Annotated in this window: 16 protein-coding genes; 9 read left to right on the top strand and 7 right to left on the bottom strand. The window is 42.7% G+C overall.

The genetic code is table 11. The features are described from left to right. The first annotated feature begins 26 nt into the window (after positions 1–26). From gmd to QQL66_RS13760, 9 genes are all read left to right on the top strand, one after another. Positions 27–1,055, top strand: a complete 1,029-nt coding sequence (gene gmd / locus QQL66_RS13720) for a GDP-mannose 4,6-dehydratase (protein ID WP_284382150.1) — start codon at positions 27–29, stop codon at positions 1,053–1,055. Further along, positions 1,052–1,843, top strand: a complete 792-nt coding sequence (locus QQL66_RS13725) for a hypothetical protein (RefSeq protein ID WP_284382151.1) — start codon at positions 1,052–1,054, stop codon at positions 1,841–1,843. Before gmd ends, QQL66_RS13725 begins: the two co-directional genes overlap by 4 nt. Before the next feature lie 11 nt (positions 1,844–1,854). Beyond that, positions 1,855–2,526 carry a hypothetical protein gene (locus QQL66_RS13730; RefSeq protein ID WP_284382153.1) on the top strand — a complete coding sequence of 224 codons (672 nt, stop codon included), beginning with the start codon at positions 1,855–1,857 and terminating at the stop codon, positions 2,524–2,526. Between the two features lie 40 nt (positions 2,527–2,566). Then, positions 2,567–3,991 (top strand): mannose-1-phosphate guanylyltransferase/mannose-6-phosphate isomerase, encoded by a 1,425-nt coding sequence (locus QQL66_RS13735; RefSeq protein ID WP_284382154.1) that lies wholly within the window; start codon positions 2,567–2,569, stop codon positions 3,989–3,991. Further along, positions 3,988–4,695, top strand: coding sequence for a class I SAM-dependent methyltransferase (locus QQL66_RS13740; RefSeq protein WP_284382155.1), 708 nt, complete (start codon positions 3,988–3,990; stop codon positions 4,693–4,695). The genes QQL66_RS13735 and QQL66_RS13740 overlap by 4 nt, the downstream gene beginning before the upstream one ends. A gap of 20 nt (positions 4,696–4,715) precedes the next feature. Further along, positions 4,716–6,377: a tetratricopeptide repeat protein gene (locus tag QQL66_RS13745; RefSeq protein ID WP_284382156.1), complete on the top strand. Its 1,662-nt coding sequence runs from the start codon at positions 4,716–4,718 to the stop codon at positions 6,375–6,377. Between the two features lie 85 nt (positions 6,378–6,462). Further along, complete coding sequence (gene fliS / locus QQL66_RS13750; protein ID WP_284382158.1) at positions 6,463–6,897, top strand: flagellar export chaperone FliS; 435 nt, start codon at positions 6,463–6,465, stop codon at positions 6,895–6,897. A 31-nt stretch (positions 6,898–6,928) separates the two neighbouring features. Continuing rightward, positions 6,929–7,228: a flagellar protein FliT gene (locus QQL66_RS13755; protein ID WP_284382159.1), complete on the top strand. Its 300-nt coding sequence runs from the start codon at positions 6,929–6,931 to the stop codon at positions 7,226–7,228. Between the two features lie 208 nt (positions 7,229–7,436). Continuing rightward, positions 7,437–8,903 carry a sigma-54 interaction domain-containing protein gene (locus QQL66_RS13760; RefSeq protein ID WP_284382162.1) on the top strand — a complete coding sequence of 489 codons (1,467 nt, stop codon included), beginning with the start codon at positions 7,437–7,439 and terminating at the stop codon, positions 8,901–8,903. 167 nt (positions 8,904–9,070) lie between these two features. Here the strand turns inward: QQL66_RS13760 and QQL66_RS13765 are convergent, their stop codons facing one another. From QQL66_RS13765 to QQL66_RS13795, 7 genes are all read right to left on the bottom strand, one after another. Then, positions 9,071–9,874: an enoyl-ACP reductase FabI gene (locus QQL66_RS13765; RefSeq protein ID WP_284382163.1), complete on the bottom strand. Its 804-nt coding sequence runs from the start codon at positions 9,872–9,874 to the stop codon at positions 9,071–9,073. Continuing rightward, complete coding sequence (locus QQL66_RS13770) at positions 9,871–11,478, bottom strand: ABC transporter ATP-binding protein (protein ID WP_284382166.1); 1,608 nt, start codon at positions 11,476–11,478, stop codon at positions 9,871–9,873. The genes QQL66_RS13765 and QQL66_RS13770 overlap by 4 nt, the downstream gene beginning before the upstream one ends. 12 nt (positions 11,479–11,490) lie before the next feature. Next, complete coding sequence (locus QQL66_RS13775) at positions 11,491–12,573, bottom strand: ABC transporter permease (protein WP_284382168.1); 1,083 nt, start codon at positions 12,571–12,573, stop codon at positions 11,491–11,493. A 2-nt stretch (positions 12,574–12,575) separates the two neighbouring features. Beyond that, positions 12,576–13,670: a microcin C ABC transporter permease YejB gene (locus tag QQL66_RS13780; RefSeq protein WP_284382169.1), complete on the bottom strand. Its 1,095-nt coding sequence runs from the start codon at positions 13,668–13,670 to the stop codon at positions 12,576–12,578. 83 nt (positions 13,671–13,753) lie between these two features. Continuing rightward, positions 13,754–15,649, bottom strand: a complete 1,896-nt coding sequence (locus QQL66_RS13785) for an extracellular solute-binding protein (protein WP_284382170.1) — start codon at positions 15,647–15,649, stop codon at positions 13,754–13,756. Positions 15,650–15,661: 12 nt separating this feature from the next. Then, on the bottom strand, positions 15,662–17,593 hold the full coding sequence (locus QQL66_RS13790; RefSeq protein WP_284382172.1) for an extracellular solute-binding protein: 1,932 nt from the start codon (positions 17,591–17,593) through the stop codon (positions 15,662–15,664). 27 nt (positions 17,594–17,620) lie between these two features. Beyond that, on the bottom strand, positions 17,621–19,300 hold the full coding sequence (locus QQL66_RS13795; RefSeq protein WP_284382173.1) for a lytic transglycosylase: 1,680 nt from the start codon (positions 19,298–19,300) through the stop codon (positions 17,621–17,623). Positions 19,301–19,346 lie beyond the last annotated feature (46 nt).

The raw sequence follows: 19,346 nt of genomic DNA on the forward strand, positions 1-19,346 counted from the left end.
AGCAAAGAATTACTAAGGAATGATTGATGAAGAAGAAAGCATTAATTACTGGTGTTACTGGACAAGACGGAGCATATCTCGCTAGATTCCTACTAGATCAGGGATATCAGGTATTTGGCGCATATCGTAGAAGTGCAACGTTAGATACTTCTAGACTCGATTATCTGGGGATAACAGATGATGTAGAGTTTGTGGCGTTTGATCTTTTAGAGTTTAGTAACATAGTTAGGACGCTAGAACAGTGTAAGCCTGATGAAATTTATAACTTGGCTGCTCAAAGCTTTGTAGCTTTGTCCTTTGAACAACCTCTATACACTTCTGATGTGGATGGCCAAGGTGTTCTTCGTATACTTGAAGCAATTCGATTGCTTGGTATGGAGAAAAGCACGAAATTTTATCAAGCATCTACCTCGGAGATGTTCGGAAAAGTTAAAGAAACTCCACAAACAGAAGACACTCCTTTCCATCCTAGATCGCCTTATGGTGTAGCTAAGTTATTTGCCCATTGGGCGAATATCAACTATCGAGAGTCATACGGCCTATTTGGTTGTAACGGCATCCTCTTTAATCACGAATCTCCTTTACGCGGTTTGGAGTTTGTCACTCGAAAAATTACCCACAAGCTTGCTCATATGGCGACTCATGGTGGTGAGCCTCTTGAACTCGGAAACATGGAAGCCAAAAGGGATTGGGGATTTGCTGGAGATTATGTGAAGGGTATGTGGTTGATGCTACAGCAAGACAATCCTGATGACTATGTACTTGCAACAGGTCAAACCTACACTGTAAAAGAATTTGTAAATTTATCTGCAGCTGCTCTGGATATTCAACTGGATTGGGTTGGTGAAGGGGTAAATACCCAGGCTATTAATCGTAAGTCAGGTGAAGTTGTTGTTAAAGTAAACCCTGAGTTTTATCGTCCATCGGAAGTAGATTTACTGCTCGGTGATTCTTCCAAAGCTAAAAGTCAACTTGGTTGGGAGCCTGAAACTACGCTTTCGGAGCTGGTTACTATGATGGTTGAAGCCGATCTGAAGCGGGTGTCGAAGATATGAAAAAAATTACATTGGTAACCACTTTTCATAAAGAGGGTTATGAGAAATATGGTAGACGAATGCTTCAAAGTTTTGTTGAGCATGCGCCTCAAAACATTAATTTAGTTGCATATGCCGAGGACTTTCAACCTGATTTTGTGTCTGATCGTGTGACGTATATAGATCTCCATAAGGCCTGTCAAAATCTTGTGACATTCAAGAAGAAATTTGGTCGGTTCACTGAAGCAAAGGGGATAGTGTTCCAGAATAATAAGGCGGTTTATAGCTATCACTTCGACGCTATTCGTTTCTCTCATAAGGTTTATGCGGTCGTACATGCCGCAAAACACTTGGACAGTGATTTGATGTTTTGGGTTGATGCCGATGTTGTGGCTATTAAATCGATTCCGGAAGGATTTTTTGAGGGATTAATGGCTGAGGATGTTTATACGTGCTACTTAGGAAGAGAGCATATGTATACTGAATGTGGCTTAGTTGGGTATAACCTGAAACATCCTGAAAATATTAACTTTGTTCAGTTAATGGAAAATATCTATAACTACGGTGACCTGTTCTTACTTGAACAGTGGCATGATTGTATGGTTTACGATGCGGTACGTGATCACTTCTTCAAACAGGGTAAGATAAAGGTAAACAACTTATCTGCTCATCTTAAAAAGAATATGCATCCGTTTATTAATACTGAGTTGGGTGAATATATGGATCATTTGAAAGGTCCAGCAAGAAAAGAAAACGGAGCTTCTTTTGATAGTGACTTTGTTTCTAAAAACGGTCAAAAGATAAATTAGGGAGTAACCTCATGCCTTCACAACATGAAGAAGATCTCTTGATTGAATTTTTTCTGAATAAATTATCAATTGTGCAGGGAAACTGTATTGAAATTGGGGTTAACAACTTTAGCCCTACTGGGGACATACAGTGTAATACTCACAAATTACTTTCCGAAGGTTGGAAGGGGGTGTGGATTGATGCGTTCTTTGATCACCCGAATGTATATAAGAAATTTGTGACGCCAGAAAATATTCTGGAAATATTCAAGGATATTAACTCGCCAGACGTTGTCGACTTTTTCTCAATTGATATCGACTCCACGGATTGGTATGTGATGCAGGCATTACTAGATAGTCACTACAAATTTCGCCTGATCTGCACTGAAGTAAATGGTTATCATGATAAATGGGCTGACTTGATCATGCCAGAGAATCACCAACGACCTACGAAGAGCAGGTGTTTTGGGGCCACACTATTAGCATATCAAAAGCTATTCTTGATCAAAGGGTATGAATTGGTTGGGGTGACCAGTAATGGTGTGAATGCTTTTTGGGTACCTAAAGAAGATGCTGCTTTGTTTGAGCATGCTGGTGATTATGACTTCCATTATAGAAAGACGGATATTAAAAATAATTGGAGTAGGGATCATATCTCGGATCTGTATACAACCGCTGAAGCTCAATTGTTTGGATTAAGGTAATTTCAGGATCAAATCACTCAGGATTTGCTATGAGGTCAATATGTTACATCCAGTCGTTTTAGCGGGAGGTTCTGGTAGTAGGCTCTGGCCTATGTCGAGAGCATACTATCCCAAACAGTTTTTAAAGCTGGTCAATGACAATTCTTTGTTGCAAAACACGCTTATGCGACTTGATGGTTTTGAATCCAGTGAAGCTTTGGTCATCTGTAATGAAGAACACCGATTTGTTGTGGCAGAGCAGCTTCGAGAAGCTAATTTAAGCTGTGACTCGATTATTCTTGAGCCAATAGGTAGGAATACTGCACCTGCAATTGCCATTGCTGCGCTAAAGCTACTACAAGACCACGATGATCCTATGATGGTGGTGCTTCCTTCAGATCACTTGATACAGAATAACCAAGCATTTCAAGAAGCCGTTTTAAAAGCTACAGCTCTCGCAGAGAAGGGCCATCTTGTGGTCTTTGGTATTGAAACTCAATATCCGGAGACAGGGTATGGTTACATCTTGAGAGGCGAGAAAATCAATGATTCAGGTTCAAAACTAGAGCGATTTATTGAAAAACCTGACCAAGCGACTTCAAAGCAGTTCCACGGTGATGAGAACTATTTTTGGAATAGTGGAATGTTTGTTTTTAAAGCAACTGGTTATCTGGATGAGTTAAAGAAACATAATCCGGAAATGATGAAATGTTGCGAACAGGCACTCTCTAAATCAAAGGTGGATCTGGACTTTCTAAGGCTGGATAAAATGTCTTTGGAGTGCTGCCCTGAGGACTCTATTGATTATGCTGTTATGGAGCATACCAAAATGGGAGCTGTGGTCGAGCTAAGTTCCGGTTGGAGTGATTTGGGGTCTTGGAATGCCATTTGGGATGTAAGAGATAAAGATCAGAACGGTAATGTTTCTCATGGAGATGTCATCCTTGAGAATACTCAAGGGTCATTAGTTTTTTCTGAGCATAAACTGGTTACGACGGTAGGTGTCTCAGATATGGTGGTGGTAGAAACTAAAGATGCTGTGATGGTTGCTTCTAAAGACTCCGTACAGGATGTAAAGAGCATTGTAGAAAAACTCAAGACGGATGGTAGGAAAGAGTTCTGTGATTTTAGGGAAGTTCATAGGCCGTGGGGAAAGTATGATTCGATTGATGGTGGCCATAGGTTTCAAGTTAAACACATAACAGTGAATCCGGGTGGAAAGTTAAGTATTCAAAAGCATTATCATAGGGCTGAGCATTGGATTATCGTTTCAGGGACTGCAAAAGTTACCAAAGGTAAAGAAGAGTTTTATTTGTCTGAGAATGAATCTACTTTCATACCGTTAGGGGTTGTACATGGTTTGGAAAACCCTGGTCGAATTCCTTTAGAAATGATTGAAGTTCAGTCGGGCTCTTATTTAGATGAAGACGATATTGTTCGATATAGCGATGCGTATGGTAGAGATAATAATGAGGAAGGGAAATGAATATTAAAGTAAGTGATGCTCTTGGTCTTGAAAAAATCTATTGGGACAGAGTTTGTAATTATTTGGCATCTAACACAAAGCGTTATGCAGAACTGTTGCTTCAACTAAGAGAGCGGAAAGCAAAAGTTATTCTGGAAATTGGGGTGTACAGTGGCCAGCGGGCTAAGGAAATGATCGAGGCAGCGAAGATTGATCATAAAGCTGAAGATATCTGGTATTTGGGCTTTGATTTATTTGAAATGTTTGAGCCTGAAATCCTGGAAAAAGAGTTTTCAAAGGTACCTAAAACATCACAAGAAATTTACGATATCTTAGCTCCAACAGGCGTTAATGTATGCTTATTTAAAGGGTACTCACAAGAAACCCTGAAAGAGTTCGTTAGTAAGAAACATCTATATCCAAGTATTGATTATATTTTTATTGATGGTGGGCATGCTCTGGATACTATTAAGAGTGACTGGGAGTATGTCAAAGAATTAATGACCTACGATACGACCGTTATTTTTGATGATTACTATCATGGAACTCACGGTGAAAACGATAAGTTTGGTGCAGACCACCTTGTTGAAAACTTACCCTCGGATGAATTTGTAGCTGAATGTCTGAATGTTACAGACTCATTTGCTAAAGACTTCGGAAAGCTTGATATCTCTTTGGTTAAAGTAACGATCAATAATCAAAATAATATCAAGGGTATTTCCTAGTTGGGTATGGTTCGTTGATTATGGGATCTTTATCGAAAGAATTAAGTACTGTTCTAACTAAGAGTGAGCAACTGAAAATGGTTTCTGTTGAAGAAGCCATTAGTTATTTATTCTCGGTTTGGAAATCAGGTATCAACGAACCAGAAGTACTCTATAAAATTGCTGAGAACTACTACCTGATAAATGATAATAATAAAGCAGTTCAGTTTTGTGAGTTGGCCTTAAAATTTGACCCTTCAAATGTCAAATACAGTTATATGTTAGGTGTCTCCTTACTTGCTTTAGGTAGTAAGGAAGCAGCAAGGCAGGCTTTTGATCTTCCTGGTAAGGGGCGTTCTTATTTGGCTGATATTGAACTTGCCAAATTAACGATTGATGATCAGGAAGCAGGCTTTGGTTGGCCGTATGCACAATCGGCACTTAGTAAAAATCAGACTATACCGACCTTAATCACAGCTATTGAACATTGTATTGATTCTTTGAAAAAACCTGGAGCATTTCGAACTGGTAATATCCAAGTACTGCAGCGTTATCTTAAAAAGTTAAAAGATGCTGACACAATAAGTTATCAGAAATTAAATGCCGAGTTCTTATTCAAAATTGGTGAGTTTTCAGAATCGGTTAAGTTCTTCAAGATGTATTTTGAAGCGTGTGATACTACTAAGCCCACCGAATACTACAACTATAGTCATGCACTACTTTCTTCTGGCGCTTATCAAGAGGGATTGTCCGAGCTTTATCAAACTTCATGTGTGAATAATGATCAGGGTAGAAATGATCGCTTCGCAGAAAGCAAAGGTTTGAAAAAAATACAGCCTTCGAACCTTAAGGAAATAAAGAACCAAACCGTTGTGGTAGTTTCTGAGCAAGGTATGGGTGATCAACTTTGGGGGCTAGGTTACGTAGATGCGTTTGCGAGTCGCTATGAATGTTCTGTTGAGTTATGGCTACCCCCGAAGCTTGCCATAAAAGTAAGAGGAGACTTTAACGACAGTGTTGAGGTGTTTTCCTTACCAGAGACAGATCTAAAAGATCATAGGGACAAACAGTGGTATACATCTACCATGTTCTTGTTTTACTTACTGAAATCGGACGATAGAGAATTCAGTTGTGACAATCGAACGTTGATGAAGCCTCAAGCATTTAATGTTTCAAAGCTAAGATCCAAATATGTCACAGCAAAGAGTAAAGCTATCGTTGGGTTGTCATGGAGAAGTGAAGGAAGCCCATTTTCGGCCACAAAGAAGATACCCTATAACTTCTTCTCCTTCTTAAAGGAAATTCCTGATCTTCAGTGTATTTCTTGCCAATACCATGCGACGGATGATGATCAAAATGGTTTTGCTCAACAGAATATAAGCCTTCAGATTGATGATGAAATAGACAACTATAACTCAATGCTTGATGCCTTTGATCAGGTTGCAGCTTGTGATTTTATTATTACTAATGCAGGCGTTGTGGCTCATATTGCGGGAGCACTAGGAAAACCTGCTGTAGTTTTGGTAAATATCCCAAGTGTATGGTACTGGAATTCTCCTGATGCAAACCTATGGTATCCCACTGTTTCAGTTATCTCTAAAACTTCGTTTGAACCTTGGGAAAATCTAACATCAAAGGTAGAAGAGTTTGTTTTTGAACAGCTTGCTCAATTGAAGATGGGCGGTATGGATTCATCTTCATAAATTACTAAAATTAACATAAAGATTTCAGAATCTGAGTCGATAAACTTTAGGTATACGTAACCAACTTTTTTGAAGGCAAATCGTTATGATGGCTAACCCTAAATTACAACAATACAGCAAGGTCAATGCTCAGACTGGTATTGTCGATGCAGATCCTCATCGTTTGATCCAGCTTCTTTATCATGGTTTGTTGGAAAATCTCGCGAAAGCAAAGGGCATGATCGATCGTAAAGATATTGAAGGAAAAAATAAGCACATTGTTAAAGCGTGCGACATTTTGAATGCCTTGAGAACCTGTCTTGACCCTAAGCATAATAAGGAATTAGTTGATAGCTTGGATTCTCTATACGACTACTGTATCCGTCAGTTGTTGATGGCGAACTTGAAAAATGACAATGCCATTATTGATGAAGTGGTTGGTTTGATTCTTCCGGTGAAAACGGCATGGGATGAAATCCGTGATCAGGTCGTTCAGCAGGAAAAACAACCGACGTATAACGGTACTTCTGCAACCGCTTAATTTATTTGTCTATCTGAAAGGAGAGTCAGCAATGTCTGATGTAATTCAAAAAATATCTGATGTACAACAGTCTATGCGTCTGGCTCTCTCTAAGGATGATTGGGAAGCGTTGAGTGAACTGGATCTCCAGTGTCGGGATCTGGTTCAACAAGCGATGGATCAGGCAACAGGTGATAAGCTCATTGTCAGAGATGCCATTGTTCCTTTGTTAGAGTTGTATAAGCACGCGGTGGCTGCCTGTGAAAGACACCGAGATGAACTGGCGGAAGAACTTCAAACGTTTAATCGTCAACGATCTGGTGCTAAGGTGTATCAGAATTGTCAGTTTTAAGTATTGCCTGCTTTCTTTTTGCTCAATAAATCAAGAGATTATCAATTTCTTGGATTAAAGGGTGTCATTTAGTTGACTCTTTAAGAGTCCTCCGCTTTACTTTCCTGAGACAAAAACTAGAAATATTTTTGGCGCTTAGTGGTATTCCTTTTGTTCGTATGAGGACAATTGGGAGTCTGCGCTAATTTGAAGGGATGGATTTCATAATATGTGGCGCGAAGTTAACGTTCTTGTGGTTGATAATAATGAAGAACGCCGCACTCAGTTGGGTATCATTTTAAATTTCCTAGGTGAAGAATTTTATTTAACCAGTGAAGATGACTGGTTAAACGTGGCAAACAGTATTTCTGCAGATGACCAAGCTGTTACTGCACCTGATGTAATTAGTATTGTGGGTCAGGTCTCTGACAAAGAAGCTTTATTAACAGGCATCAAAGAATGGGATCAGTCGGTTCCGGTTATTTCAGTTGAAGAAGCTGAAAGTGCGCCAGTAGAAATACAGACTGAATCCTTACAGCGCATGTGTGTTGGCGTACTAACTTGGCCAACGACTTATAACAAGCTGATGGATCAGATCCATCGATCTCAAATCTATCGTGAACAGTTTGATTTACGCCGTGGTCAACAGCAGCGTCGTGAAGTGCAGTTGTTCAGAAGCCTTGTAGGCACCAGTAGAGCGATTCAACAAGTTCGTGAAATGATGGCCCAGGTGGCGGATAAAGACGCTAGCGTCCTTATTACAGGGCCAAGTGGTACGGGTAAAGAAGTTGTGGCCCGTAATCTTCATCATAACTCTCCGCGTAAAGACAAACCGTTTGTTCCTGTGAACTGTGGAGCAATTCCTGCCGAATTACTGGAAAGTGAACTTTTCGGGCATGAAAAGGGCGCATTTACCGGTGCGATTTCGAGTCGTTCTGGGCGTTTTGAATTAGCGGAAGGCGGCACTTTGTTCTTGGATGAAATTGGCGATATGCCATTGAACATGCAAGTGAAATTGTTACGTGTTCTTCAGGAGCGCACGTACGAGCGTGTTGGTGGCACCAAGATGATGAAGACGGATGTTCGAATCATTGCTGCGACCCATAAAGATCTTGAATCCATGATTGAGTCTGGTGATTTCCGTGAGGATTTATATTACCGATTGAATGTATTCCCGATTGAAATGCCGCCGTTAAAAGAACGCATTGAAGATATTCCTCTGTTATTAAATGAATTAATTGCGCGCCTTGAGAATGAAAAACGCGGTTCGATTCGATTTAATTCTGCAGCGATCATGTCGCTATGTCGTCACGAATGGCCTGGAAACGTCCGTGAACTTGCAAACCTGGTAGAGCGTATGGCGATCATGCATCCATACGGTGTTGTGGGTGTACAGGAGCTTCCTAACAAATTCCGTCATATTGATGGTTTTGAAGAAGACGAAACGGTTCATTTCCCGGTTGAAGTTCCAGCATCAAGCTCTTCTAATGTGATGGATCCAGACGCACCAGCCTTGTTACCAGTAAATGGCATTGATCTGAAAGACTATCTAGGTCGTTTGGAAAAGTCGTTAATTTCACAAGCCTTGGATGATTCTAATGGTGTGGTTGCAAGAGCGGCGGAGAAACTGTCTTTAAGACGAACCACGCTTGTTGAGAAAATGAGAAAGTTAGGTCTTAGCAAAGATAAAATTTGAGTTATAGGCTCTTAAATAGCTCTTAAATAGCTCTTAAATAGCTCTTATTTAGCTCTATATTTAAATACGGCATGATCTATAAAAAAGCCTTTCGGGTTGATAACCTGAAAGGCTTTTTTAATGTGTCGGAAATACTTGGTGAATCTGTTTTGTAATAGAGAAATCGATTAACCGGTGATTGTTCCCACTTTACTCAGTCCACCGTCAACATAGACGATTTCACCCGTGATGCCACTGGCCATATCTGAGCATAGAAAGGTCGCTGTATTTCCCACTTCTTCAATGGTAACGCCACGGCCAAGAGGTGCAATTTCAGCACTGTCTGACAACATTTTCCGGAAGTTCTTAATCCCTGCTGCGGCTAATGTTTTGATTGGGCCGGCAGAAATCGAATTGACTCTAATATTGCTCGGGCCAAAGTCGGCCGCTAGATAACGAACACTGGCTTCCAGGCTGGCTTTGGCTAATCCCATTACGTTGTAGTTCGGGATTACTTGTTGAGAGCCGTGGTAGCTCAGCGTTAATAAACTGCCGCCGGAACGAATCATAGGGTTCATCGCACTGGCGAGAGCTGTGAAGCTGTAGCTGCTGATTTCATGAGCGATTTTGAAGTCTTCCCTGGTGGTATGTTCCAAATAGCTTCCATCCAGAGCTGCGACAGGCGCGTAACCGACGGAGTGAATGATGATATCGAATTCGCCCCAGTGCTCTTTAAGGGCGGTAGCTAATGATTCGATGTCCTCATCTTTACTAAGATCGCATTGCTGAACGAAGTTGCAGTTCCACTCTTCGGCAAAGCCTTTAATTCTTGGGCCCAGCTTTTCAGTTTGATAGGTTAATGCTAACTCAGCGCCGTGCGCATGGAATGCATCGGCAATGCCTTTTGCAATGGAGTGTTTACTGGCTAAGCCAACGATTAACGCTCTTTTGCCTTGTAATAAGCCATGCATGGGTGTTGTGGCATTGCTCATGTTGTTTCCTCGTAAAATGCGGCTTCCATCAGGTCTTTTGTGTAGTCATGTTGGGGGGCTGAGAAAATACTTTGGGAGTCACCTTGTTCTACCACTTGCCCCTGTTTCAAGACGATCAATTGATGACTAATGGCTTTAACGACAGCAAGATCGTGACTGATAAAAAGGTACGTTAGTTTGTATTTCTCTTGCAGGTCTTTAAGAAGATCTAACACCTGAGATTGTACGGTACGGTCAAGTGCTGAGGTGGGTTCGTCCAGCACCACCAGTTCTGGTTTAAGAATCATCGCTCGGGCAATCGCAATGCGTTGTCTTTGCCCACCTGAGAATTCATGCGGATAGCGGTGTCGAACGTCAGGTGATAGACCTACTTCTTCTAAAATCGAGACCACACGCTCTTCTCGTTGCTGTGCCGTAAGGTGTGGTTCGTGCACTTCGAGACCTTCTTCAATAATCTCTGCAATCGACATTCTCGGGCTTAGGCTTCCGTATGGGTCTTGAAACACAATCTGCATTTTCTTGCGGAAGGGAAGAACTTGTTTTTGATTCATTTGATCGAGTCGGTTTTGATCCAGCTCGATCTTACCTTCGCTGTTTAGAAGGCGGATGATGGCGTGGCAGAGCGTTGTTTTGCCTGACCCGCTTTCACCCACGATACCAATGGTTTCACCTTGTTTAACGTCGAGCGTTACGCCTTCGACGGCAGTGAAATGGTCTTTAACCCGATTTAAAAGACCACCTTTGATCGGGAAACGTACCGCTAGGTTATCTGTCTTCAGAAGAGAAACTGAATTCTGAGCCAGTTCTACAGGCAGACCCGTTGGATCGGCATTCAGTAGCGTCTGGGTATACTCATGCGACGGTTGCTTGAATATTTGATCGGTAGGGCCGCATTCAACAAGGTGACCGTGGCGCATGACACAGACGTCGTCGGCGTATCGATGAACCACATTCAAATCGTGTGTGATCAGCAGAATCGACATGCCGAGCTTTTGTTGAAGTTCTTTCAGAAGCTCAAGAATCTGTTTCTGAATCGTTACGTCCAGTGCGGTGGTCGGCTCATCAGCAAGAAGAATGTCTGGCTCATTGGCTAAGGCCATTGCAATCATAACCCGTTGTTTTTGACCACCGGACAATTCGTGTGGATAGCTTTTCAACCGCTGTTCCGGATTAGGAATTCCCACCAGGTGAAGTAACTCAAGCACTCGTTTTCTTGCCGCCGAGTTTTTCATCCCTTTATGAAGATAAAGTACTTCGGCGATTTGTTTTTCAACGGTGTGCAGTGGATTCAATGAGGTCATGGGTTCCTGGAAAATCATACTGATATGATTGCCTCGGATACCACGCATCTGCGTTTCATTCATCTTTAGAATGTTTTTGCCGTTGAACAGGATCTCGCCTTGGTAGTGCACGGATTTAGGATGGAGTTGTAATGCCGATAATGCCGAAACGGATTTTCCTGAGCCGCTTTCGCCAACCAGCGCCAAAGTTTTACCCGGATGTAAATCAAAGGAAACATCTTTGACCGCTTGAGTACTATCAACTCCGTTGTTGAAGGTGACGGATAAATTCTTAATTTGTAGGATCGGTTGTTGATCTGTCATCTTATGCTCACCTTATTTTTGTTTTCTGGGATCAAACGCATCACGAGTGGCTTCACCAATGAAGACCAATAACGTGAGCATGACGGATAAGGTGACGAAGGCTGTGATTCCAAGCCAAGGGGCTTGAAGGTTCTCTTTTCCTTGTTTTACCAATTCACCCAAAGAGGCTGAACCGGGTGGCATACCAAACCCAAGGAAATCTAGCGAGGTTAACGTAGTGACTGCACCTGTTAAGATGAAAGGTAAGAAGGTCAGGGTGGCAACCATTGCATTGGGCAGCATGTGCTTGAACATAATGGTGTGATTACCTAAACCTAGCGCTCTTGCAGCTTTTACGTATTCAAGGTTCCTTGCCTTTAGAAATTCCGCTCGAACCAAATCGACTAATGTCATCCAGCTGAACAGCAACATGATGCCAAGTAACCACCAGAAGTTCGGGGTTACAAAACTCGAAAGAATAATTAATAGATAAAGAACAGGTAATCCTGACCAGATTTCGATAACACGTTGACCGATCAGATCTACTTTACCACCATAGAAGCCTTGAAGTGCTCCTACAAAAATTCCTATGACACTGCTCACAATGGTTAGGGCGAGAGCAAATAATACTGATATTCTAAAGCCGTAAATCACTCGAGCTAACACATCCCGAGCCTGATCATCACTGCCTAGCAAGTTTTGTGTCGATGGTGGCGCAGGGGCTGGTACAGGTAAGTCATAAATCACCGTATCATAACTGTACTGGATCAGAGGCCAAACCATCCAGCCACCTTTCTCTGTAATCAATTCTGCAATGAAAGGGTCTGTGAAATCCGTGGTGATATCGAACTCACCACCGAAAGTGGTTTCTGGGTAGTCCTTCAGGACAGGGAAATAGAGGCTGCTTTCATAGCTCACCAAGATGGGTTTATCGTTAGCGATGAATTCGGCAAATAAGCTCAAGCCAAATAAAACTAAGAAAATCCATAATGACCAAAAACCGCGACGGTTCGCTTTAAATTGTGCAAGTCGCCTTTGATTAACCGAACTTAATCGTGATGCTTTCCCTTTTTTAACCGCTTGAGTCGAAGGCTGAGAGGAGATATTTGCGTTCATGATTAGCCCTCCCTGCTTTCAAAGTCGATGCGTGGGTCAACCAACACATAGGTGATGTCAGAGATGAGTTTCAATAGGAGGCCTATCAAAGTAAAAATAAATAACGTACCGAAGACCACCGGGTAATCTCGATTGAGTGCTGATTCAAAGCCGAGCAAGCCTAAACCATCCAAAGAGAAGATTACTTCAATCAATAAAGATCCTGTCAAAAAGATACCGACTAAGGTTGCAGGAAGGCCTGCAATAATTATTAACATGGCATTTCTGAACACATGGCCATAAAGCACTTGGTTGGGAGCTAAACCTTTTGCTTTTGCGGTAAGTACATATTGTTTACCTATTTCTTCAAGAAATGAATTTTTGGTCAATATGGTAATAGTTGCAAATCCACTAATGGACATGGCGAGAACAGGTAAGGTTATATGCCAGAGGTAATCGGTAATTTTGCCCCATGTACTTAGTTCTTCAAAGTTAGGAGAGGTCAGTCCTCTGAGAGGGAACCAATCAAGGTATGAACCGCCAGAAAATAAGACTACAAGCATCATAGCAAATAAGAATGCAGGGATGGCATAACCAATAATGATGATAGAGCTGGTCCAAATATCAAATCGTGACCCGTGGCTAACGGCTTTTCTAATACCCATTGGGATAGAAATCAAATAGATGAGGAGGGTTGACCATAAACCTAATGAGATAGACACAGGAATCTTATCCCAAATCAGTTCTGTAACAGTTCTGTCTTTAAAGAAACTGTCACCGAAATCAAAAGTGCTGTAGTTGACGATCATTTGCCAGAAACGCTCATAGGCTGGCTTGTCGAAGCCGTACATTTTTTCGATGCGTTTAATGAGTTCCGGGTCTAAGCCTTGAGCACCCCGGTATTGACTGTTGGCGGAGCCGCCATTGGAGACAGAAATTTCCGTACTTGGGCCACTCCCTGTTCTGCTTCCGACCCCAGTGTCCATGCCTTGAAGCTGTGCAATCACTTGTTCTACAGGGCCACCAGGGGCGGCTTGAATAATAATGAAGTTAATGAGCATGATGCCCAACAAGGTTGGAATCATGAGAAGCACACGACGAAGAATATAGGCAGTCATTTCTTGTTCTTTTGTTAGTTGATATGCCGAAGCCTTAACGTTTCCGCTAAGGCTATACCAAGTGAGTTCAACACGCTATGCAATTATTTATCCTGCTTTGCGTCCTTGGCCCACCAGGTGTCGGTGGAGAAATAATGGGTTTTGGCATCTTTCGGGAAATCAAACTTATTCCAGTACACTACTCGATACGCAGGGAAGTGCCATTGAGGAATGACGAAATGATTCCATAAGAGTACCCGATCTAATGCTCGTGTTCTGGCCACCAGTGAGTCTCGTGTAGGAGCGGTGATAACTAGATCGATAAGGTCGTCAATGACCGGGTTTTTAATGCCAATTGTGTTTCGTGACCCTTTATTATCGGCTTGGGTACTGTGCCAATAACCCCTTTGTTCATTGCCAGGTGAACTGGACTGCCCGAACGTACCAACCATCACATCAAAATCAAAGGATTGGAAACGTTTAATAAACTGTTGTACATCTACTTTTCTGATGTCAACTTCAACTCCAATTCGTTTTAGATTCTTCTGGAAAGGAAGAATGACACGCTCAAAAGAAGGTTGAACAATCATGATTTCGAATTTCATGGGGGCGCCTTCTTTGTTTAAAAGTTTTCCGCCTTTTAGGGACCAGCCTGCTTCTTTTAACAGTGTAATGGCTTTTCTCATATTTTGGCGGATGTTACCGCTGCCATCGGTTTTAGGCACTGAATATTCTTTAGTGAAGACTTCTTCAGGTAATTGATCACGGTATTTATTAAGGATTTTCAGTTCTTCGCCTTGAGGAAGACCTGTTGCTCCGAGTTCTGAATTGTTGAAGTAGCTGGTGGCGCGAGTGTATTGATTATAGAAAAGGGTCTTATTGGTCCATTCAAAGTCGAAGAGATAACCAAGAGCCTCACGCACTTTGATGTTATCGAATGGTTTTCTACGGGTGTTATATACGAAGGCCTGCATGCCGGTTGGGTTATCGTGCTTGATTAAGGTTTTAACCATGCGGCCGTCTTCAAATTGTGGCCCTTCATAGGCGGTTGCCCATTCTTTGGATGAGCTTTCTACTCTAACGTCAAATTGATCTGCTTTTAAGGCTTCAATTGCAACACTGTCGTCGCGGTAGTAGTCGTAACGAATGGTATCGAAGTTATATTGGCCTTTGTTGATGGCTTTGTCTTTGGCCCACCAATCTTTTACTCGTTCATAAACGATGGACCGGCCCGGATCAATGGTTTTAATGCGATAAGGACCATTACCAACTGGGATGGTCAGGTCAGCTTTAGTAAAGTCTTTATCTTGCCAGTAGTGTTTTGGTAATACAGGTAATTGCCCGATAATCAGAGCTAATTCTTTATTAGTCGTGTCTTTAAATTTGAAGGTGATGGTTAGCTCATCCGGCGTTAACACTTCCACAACGTCGCCATAATAGGATTGATACTGCGGATGTCCTTTGGCTATCAGAGTGTCGAAGGTCCACTTGACGTCGTCTGAGCGAATTGGCTCACCGTCATGAAAACGTGCCTCTGGTTCTAATTTAAAAGTGACCCAAGAACGATCTTCGGGCCAGATAATGGTTTTTGCTAGGGAACCATATTGTGAGAAAGGCTCGTCTTCGGATTGAGTGGTTAAGGAATCATACAGAAGGCCTTGCCCTAATGAGATTAGTCCAGCCGCTGAGTTTCCTTTGATTACAAACGGATTTAAGCTGTCAAAACCACCAGTGGAGGCTAATCGAATCTCACCGCCTTTAGGCGCGTCAGGATTGGCATAATCGAAGTGTTTGAAATCCTTGCTGTATTTCAAGTCGCCATGCATGGCAATACCATGGGATGAGTGTATCTCTTGATCTTTAGACGCATCACTCATAACAACGCCGGAGAGCAGTAAAGATAACGTAGTAACAAGCGTCAGTTTTGAGCGTTGTAAGAAGCGATAGCCCAATTTAGAGGTGGTATTGCGATTACTGATTGGTTTGGCAAGGGATGTCATGCGTATCCTTTTTTATTTGTTCTTATCTACCCACCATGTATCGAAGGCCAAGTCGTATTTGGCTTGATTGGCTGGTCGTTTAAAGAAAGAACGATAAGCCACTCGATGGTGAGATATATGCCAGTTAGGAATCATATAATGATGCCATAAGAGTACTCTATCAAGTGCTTTGCTGGCGGCAACCAAAGTTTCACGCGTTTCAGCTTCGATAATCTGTTCAACTAAAAAATCCACCGCCGGATTATTAACACCGGATAAGTTCAGACTGCCAGCTACATCCGCGTTGGAGGAGTGAAAATAAAGACGCTGCTCATGACCGGGAGTGAGTGTTTGCCCCAATACAAACGTTGTCATATCAAAATCAAACTCATCCATTCGCTGTTTGTACTGGCTTGGATCGATTACTCGAATCTCTGCCTGTATTCCCACTTTTGACAGATTTTTTACATAGGGGTTCAGCACACGAGTGATGCTTGGTTGACGAACCAGAATCTCAAACTTGAAAGGCTGACCGGTTTTGCTGTTTACCAAAGTTCCTTTTTGAAGCTGCCAGCCGGCTTGTTTTAGCAAGGCCAGGGCTTGTCTGATTTGTCGACGTATTTGTCCTGATCCGTCTGTGACCGGTAATTTGAAGGGCTTTTTGAAGAGTTGCTCAGGGAGGTATTTTTTTACCGCAGTGAGTAGCTCAAGTTCCTTGTCTTCAGGTAGACCTGTTTGGGCTAACTCGGTGCTGGCGAAGTAACTGTTAGAGCGTTGATAAGCTCCGTAGAACAAGCTTGTGTTGGTCCATTCAAAATCAAATAACAATCCCAGTGCCTCACGAACCTTGACGTCTTTAAATAGCTCTCGACGAGTGTTCATGAAGTAGCCCTGGCTGCCCGCCAGCGTTTGATGCGGAATTTCTTCCTTGATGATTTCACCGTTGTTGAGTGCAGGAAAGTCAAAACCCGTTGCCCAGTTTTTGGATATGTATTCGATGTAGACATCAAAGTTTTTGGCTTTGAATGCTTCAAACGCGACAGTAAGATCCCGATAAAAATCGATTCGAATTGTGTTGAAGTTGAATCGGCCTTTGTTAACGGCAAGGTCTTTACCCCAGTAATCTTCAACACGTTCAAATTCTATGAATTTTCCCCAGTCAAAACGTTTGATCTTATATGGACCACTCAAGAGCGGGGGAGTGTTGAGCGATTTTTCAAAGTCTTTATCCGACCAGAATGTCTTGGATAAAACGGGCATTTCACCAATTCGAAGAGGCAGTGTTTTTCGATCGTTACCACTGAGCGTGAACTCTACCAGCTGTTGATTAATGGCGTTTACCTTAGTGATATCCTTGAATTTGTTTTGAAACTGGGGGTGACCTTTTTCGATCAGTGTGTGGAAACTGAAGACCACATCATCGGCTGTAATCGGCGAGCCATCATGAAAGCGGGCTTCAGGTCTTAGGTGAAAGCGAACCCAGCTTAGGTCTTTAGGATATTCAATCCATTGGGCAATAAGACCGTAAGCCGTTTGTGGTTCATCACCGGAAATACCAGGATATTGTGTGCCTGTCAGTAAGGTCTCGTTGAGCTCTCCGACTCCGTATTTAAAGGTACCTGGCGTATTGTAGGGGCTGTTTCCCTTGAGTGTGTAGGGATTTAGCGAGTCGAAGGTTCCTGTCGCCATAAGACGAATATCGCCACCTTTAGGGGCGTCAGGGTTTACGTAGTCAAAATGAGCGAAATCAGCTGGATATTTAGCTTGTTCATGCAACGCATAGGCATGAGTTTTGATAATACTTGCTGTTAAAATAGCTGATGTTGTTGAACTAGCTGATGTTGTTGAACTAGCCGAGGTTTCTGAAGCGGGCGTTGTTTCCGCCATCAAAGAGAATGAAGAGACAAACAGCAAGGTTGCTAAAATCTGGCGCAGAGCGGCTTTGATTGACGGAAACGTCTTCATAACTAGCGTCCTTGCTGTTCGATAACATTAATTAATATTGGTTACGTCAACATAGAGAGTGATCGATTGACCTGGGTGAATGTATTTTGTCGCGGCATTTGGGTTCCAGCGTTTGATGTCGCCAACTGACACGCTGAATTTGCTGGCAATACGAGCTAACGAGTCGCCTTTGCGAACTTTATAGCCCACTTTACGAATGACTTTGTTACCGTTCTTGCTGACTTGCGGCTTTTTCGTCCAGATAACCAACTTCTGATTGATCTTTAGAGGGTCGGTGGGTGCCATGCTGTTCCATTTCGCCAGCTCACGAACCCCAACGCCAAACTTGCGTGAGATGGTCCAGAAACTGTCGCCACTTCTTACAAAATAGTTGGACTTATGGCGACCACCATTCGGTGCTCTATTTTGACGTTTATGAAGACGTTGAATCGCACTCATGGTGTATTCATCCATGTTGCGACTGCTGGTTGGGATCAGTAGTGTGTCGCCAGCACGGATCATGTTTTTACGGATACTGTTAACTTCGCGAAGCACTTGAGGTGTTGTTCGGAATTGCTTGGCAATGGTAATTAGACTGTCGCCAGAGCGAATTTTGTAGCGTTTCCAGTTAACACGATGTTTTTTATCCAACGACGCAAGGTTGGTTTCAAAAATGTCGGAATTTTCAACCGGAACGAGTAGACGGTGAGGGCCGTCTGGATGAGTCGCCCACTGATTGAACGCCGGGTTTAATTTGTAGAGTTCATCGATCTCAATGTCTGCCAGCTCTGCGGCTTGCGCTAGATCGATTTGACCATCGATTTGGATTTCTTTGAAATACGGTTGGTTTGGAACATGTGGCCATTCAAAGTTGTATTTTTCCGGGTTAGCGAGCAATTCCGCGAGAGCAACCATCTTTGGTGAGTAAGCCGAGGTTTCGCGTGGTAAGTGTAATGACCAAAAGTCCGTTGGCTTATTTTTGCGAGTGTTTTTGCGAATGGCTTTAGAAACATTGCCACCGCCAGCGTTGTACGCAGCTAAGGCCAGTAGCCAGTCATCAAAACGGTTGTTGAGTTGAGATAGGTAGTCTAAAGCAGCATCGGTTGAAGCCACAATGTCGCGGCGTCCGTCATACCACCAGTCTTGCTTGAGGTTAAAGTGACGACCTGTACTTGGAATAAATTGCCATAAACCAGAAGCTCTGCCGTGTGAGTAGGCAAATGGATCATAAGCACTTTCTACAATTGGTAGTAGCGCCAATTCTGCGGGAAGATCACGTCGTTCCAGTTCGGTAACCACGTGATACATGTAGCGGCTGGCACGGTCGCTGATTCTCTTGAAATAGGTCGGGTGCTTTTTGTACCAATTAATCTGCGCGATGACTCGGGGTTGAGCAATGTCACGTTCAAGCTGAAGGTTATTACGGACTCTGTCCCACAGGTTATCGTAATAAATCGGTCCGACAAATTCGTTACTGACCACTTGATAGCGCTGTTCAGGGCGTTGGTCCATTTCTGATTGTGTAACTTCAGCATCAGTCAGTTCGGGGGCTGCAGCGTCTTGATTCGATGATGGTTCGGTCGGCTGGGAATCATCAGACAGAGTATCGGTCAGACTGACTAATTGTTCGTAACTTTGGTTGATTCCTTGATTAATGGAGGCACAGCCAGACACCATCAAGGAGGGCGTTAGAATGCTGAATATCAGTGTTTTAATCTTAATTCTCATAGTTCTCACGCAAATGATTGAAAAATAACGATGAAGTAGATGCGTC

It is taken from the genome of Litoribrevibacter albus (assembly GCF_030159995.1).
GTDB classification, from domain to species: domain Bacteria; phylum Pseudomonadota; class Gammaproteobacteria; order Pseudomonadales; family Litoribrevibacteraceae; genus Litoribrevibacter; species Litoribrevibacter albus.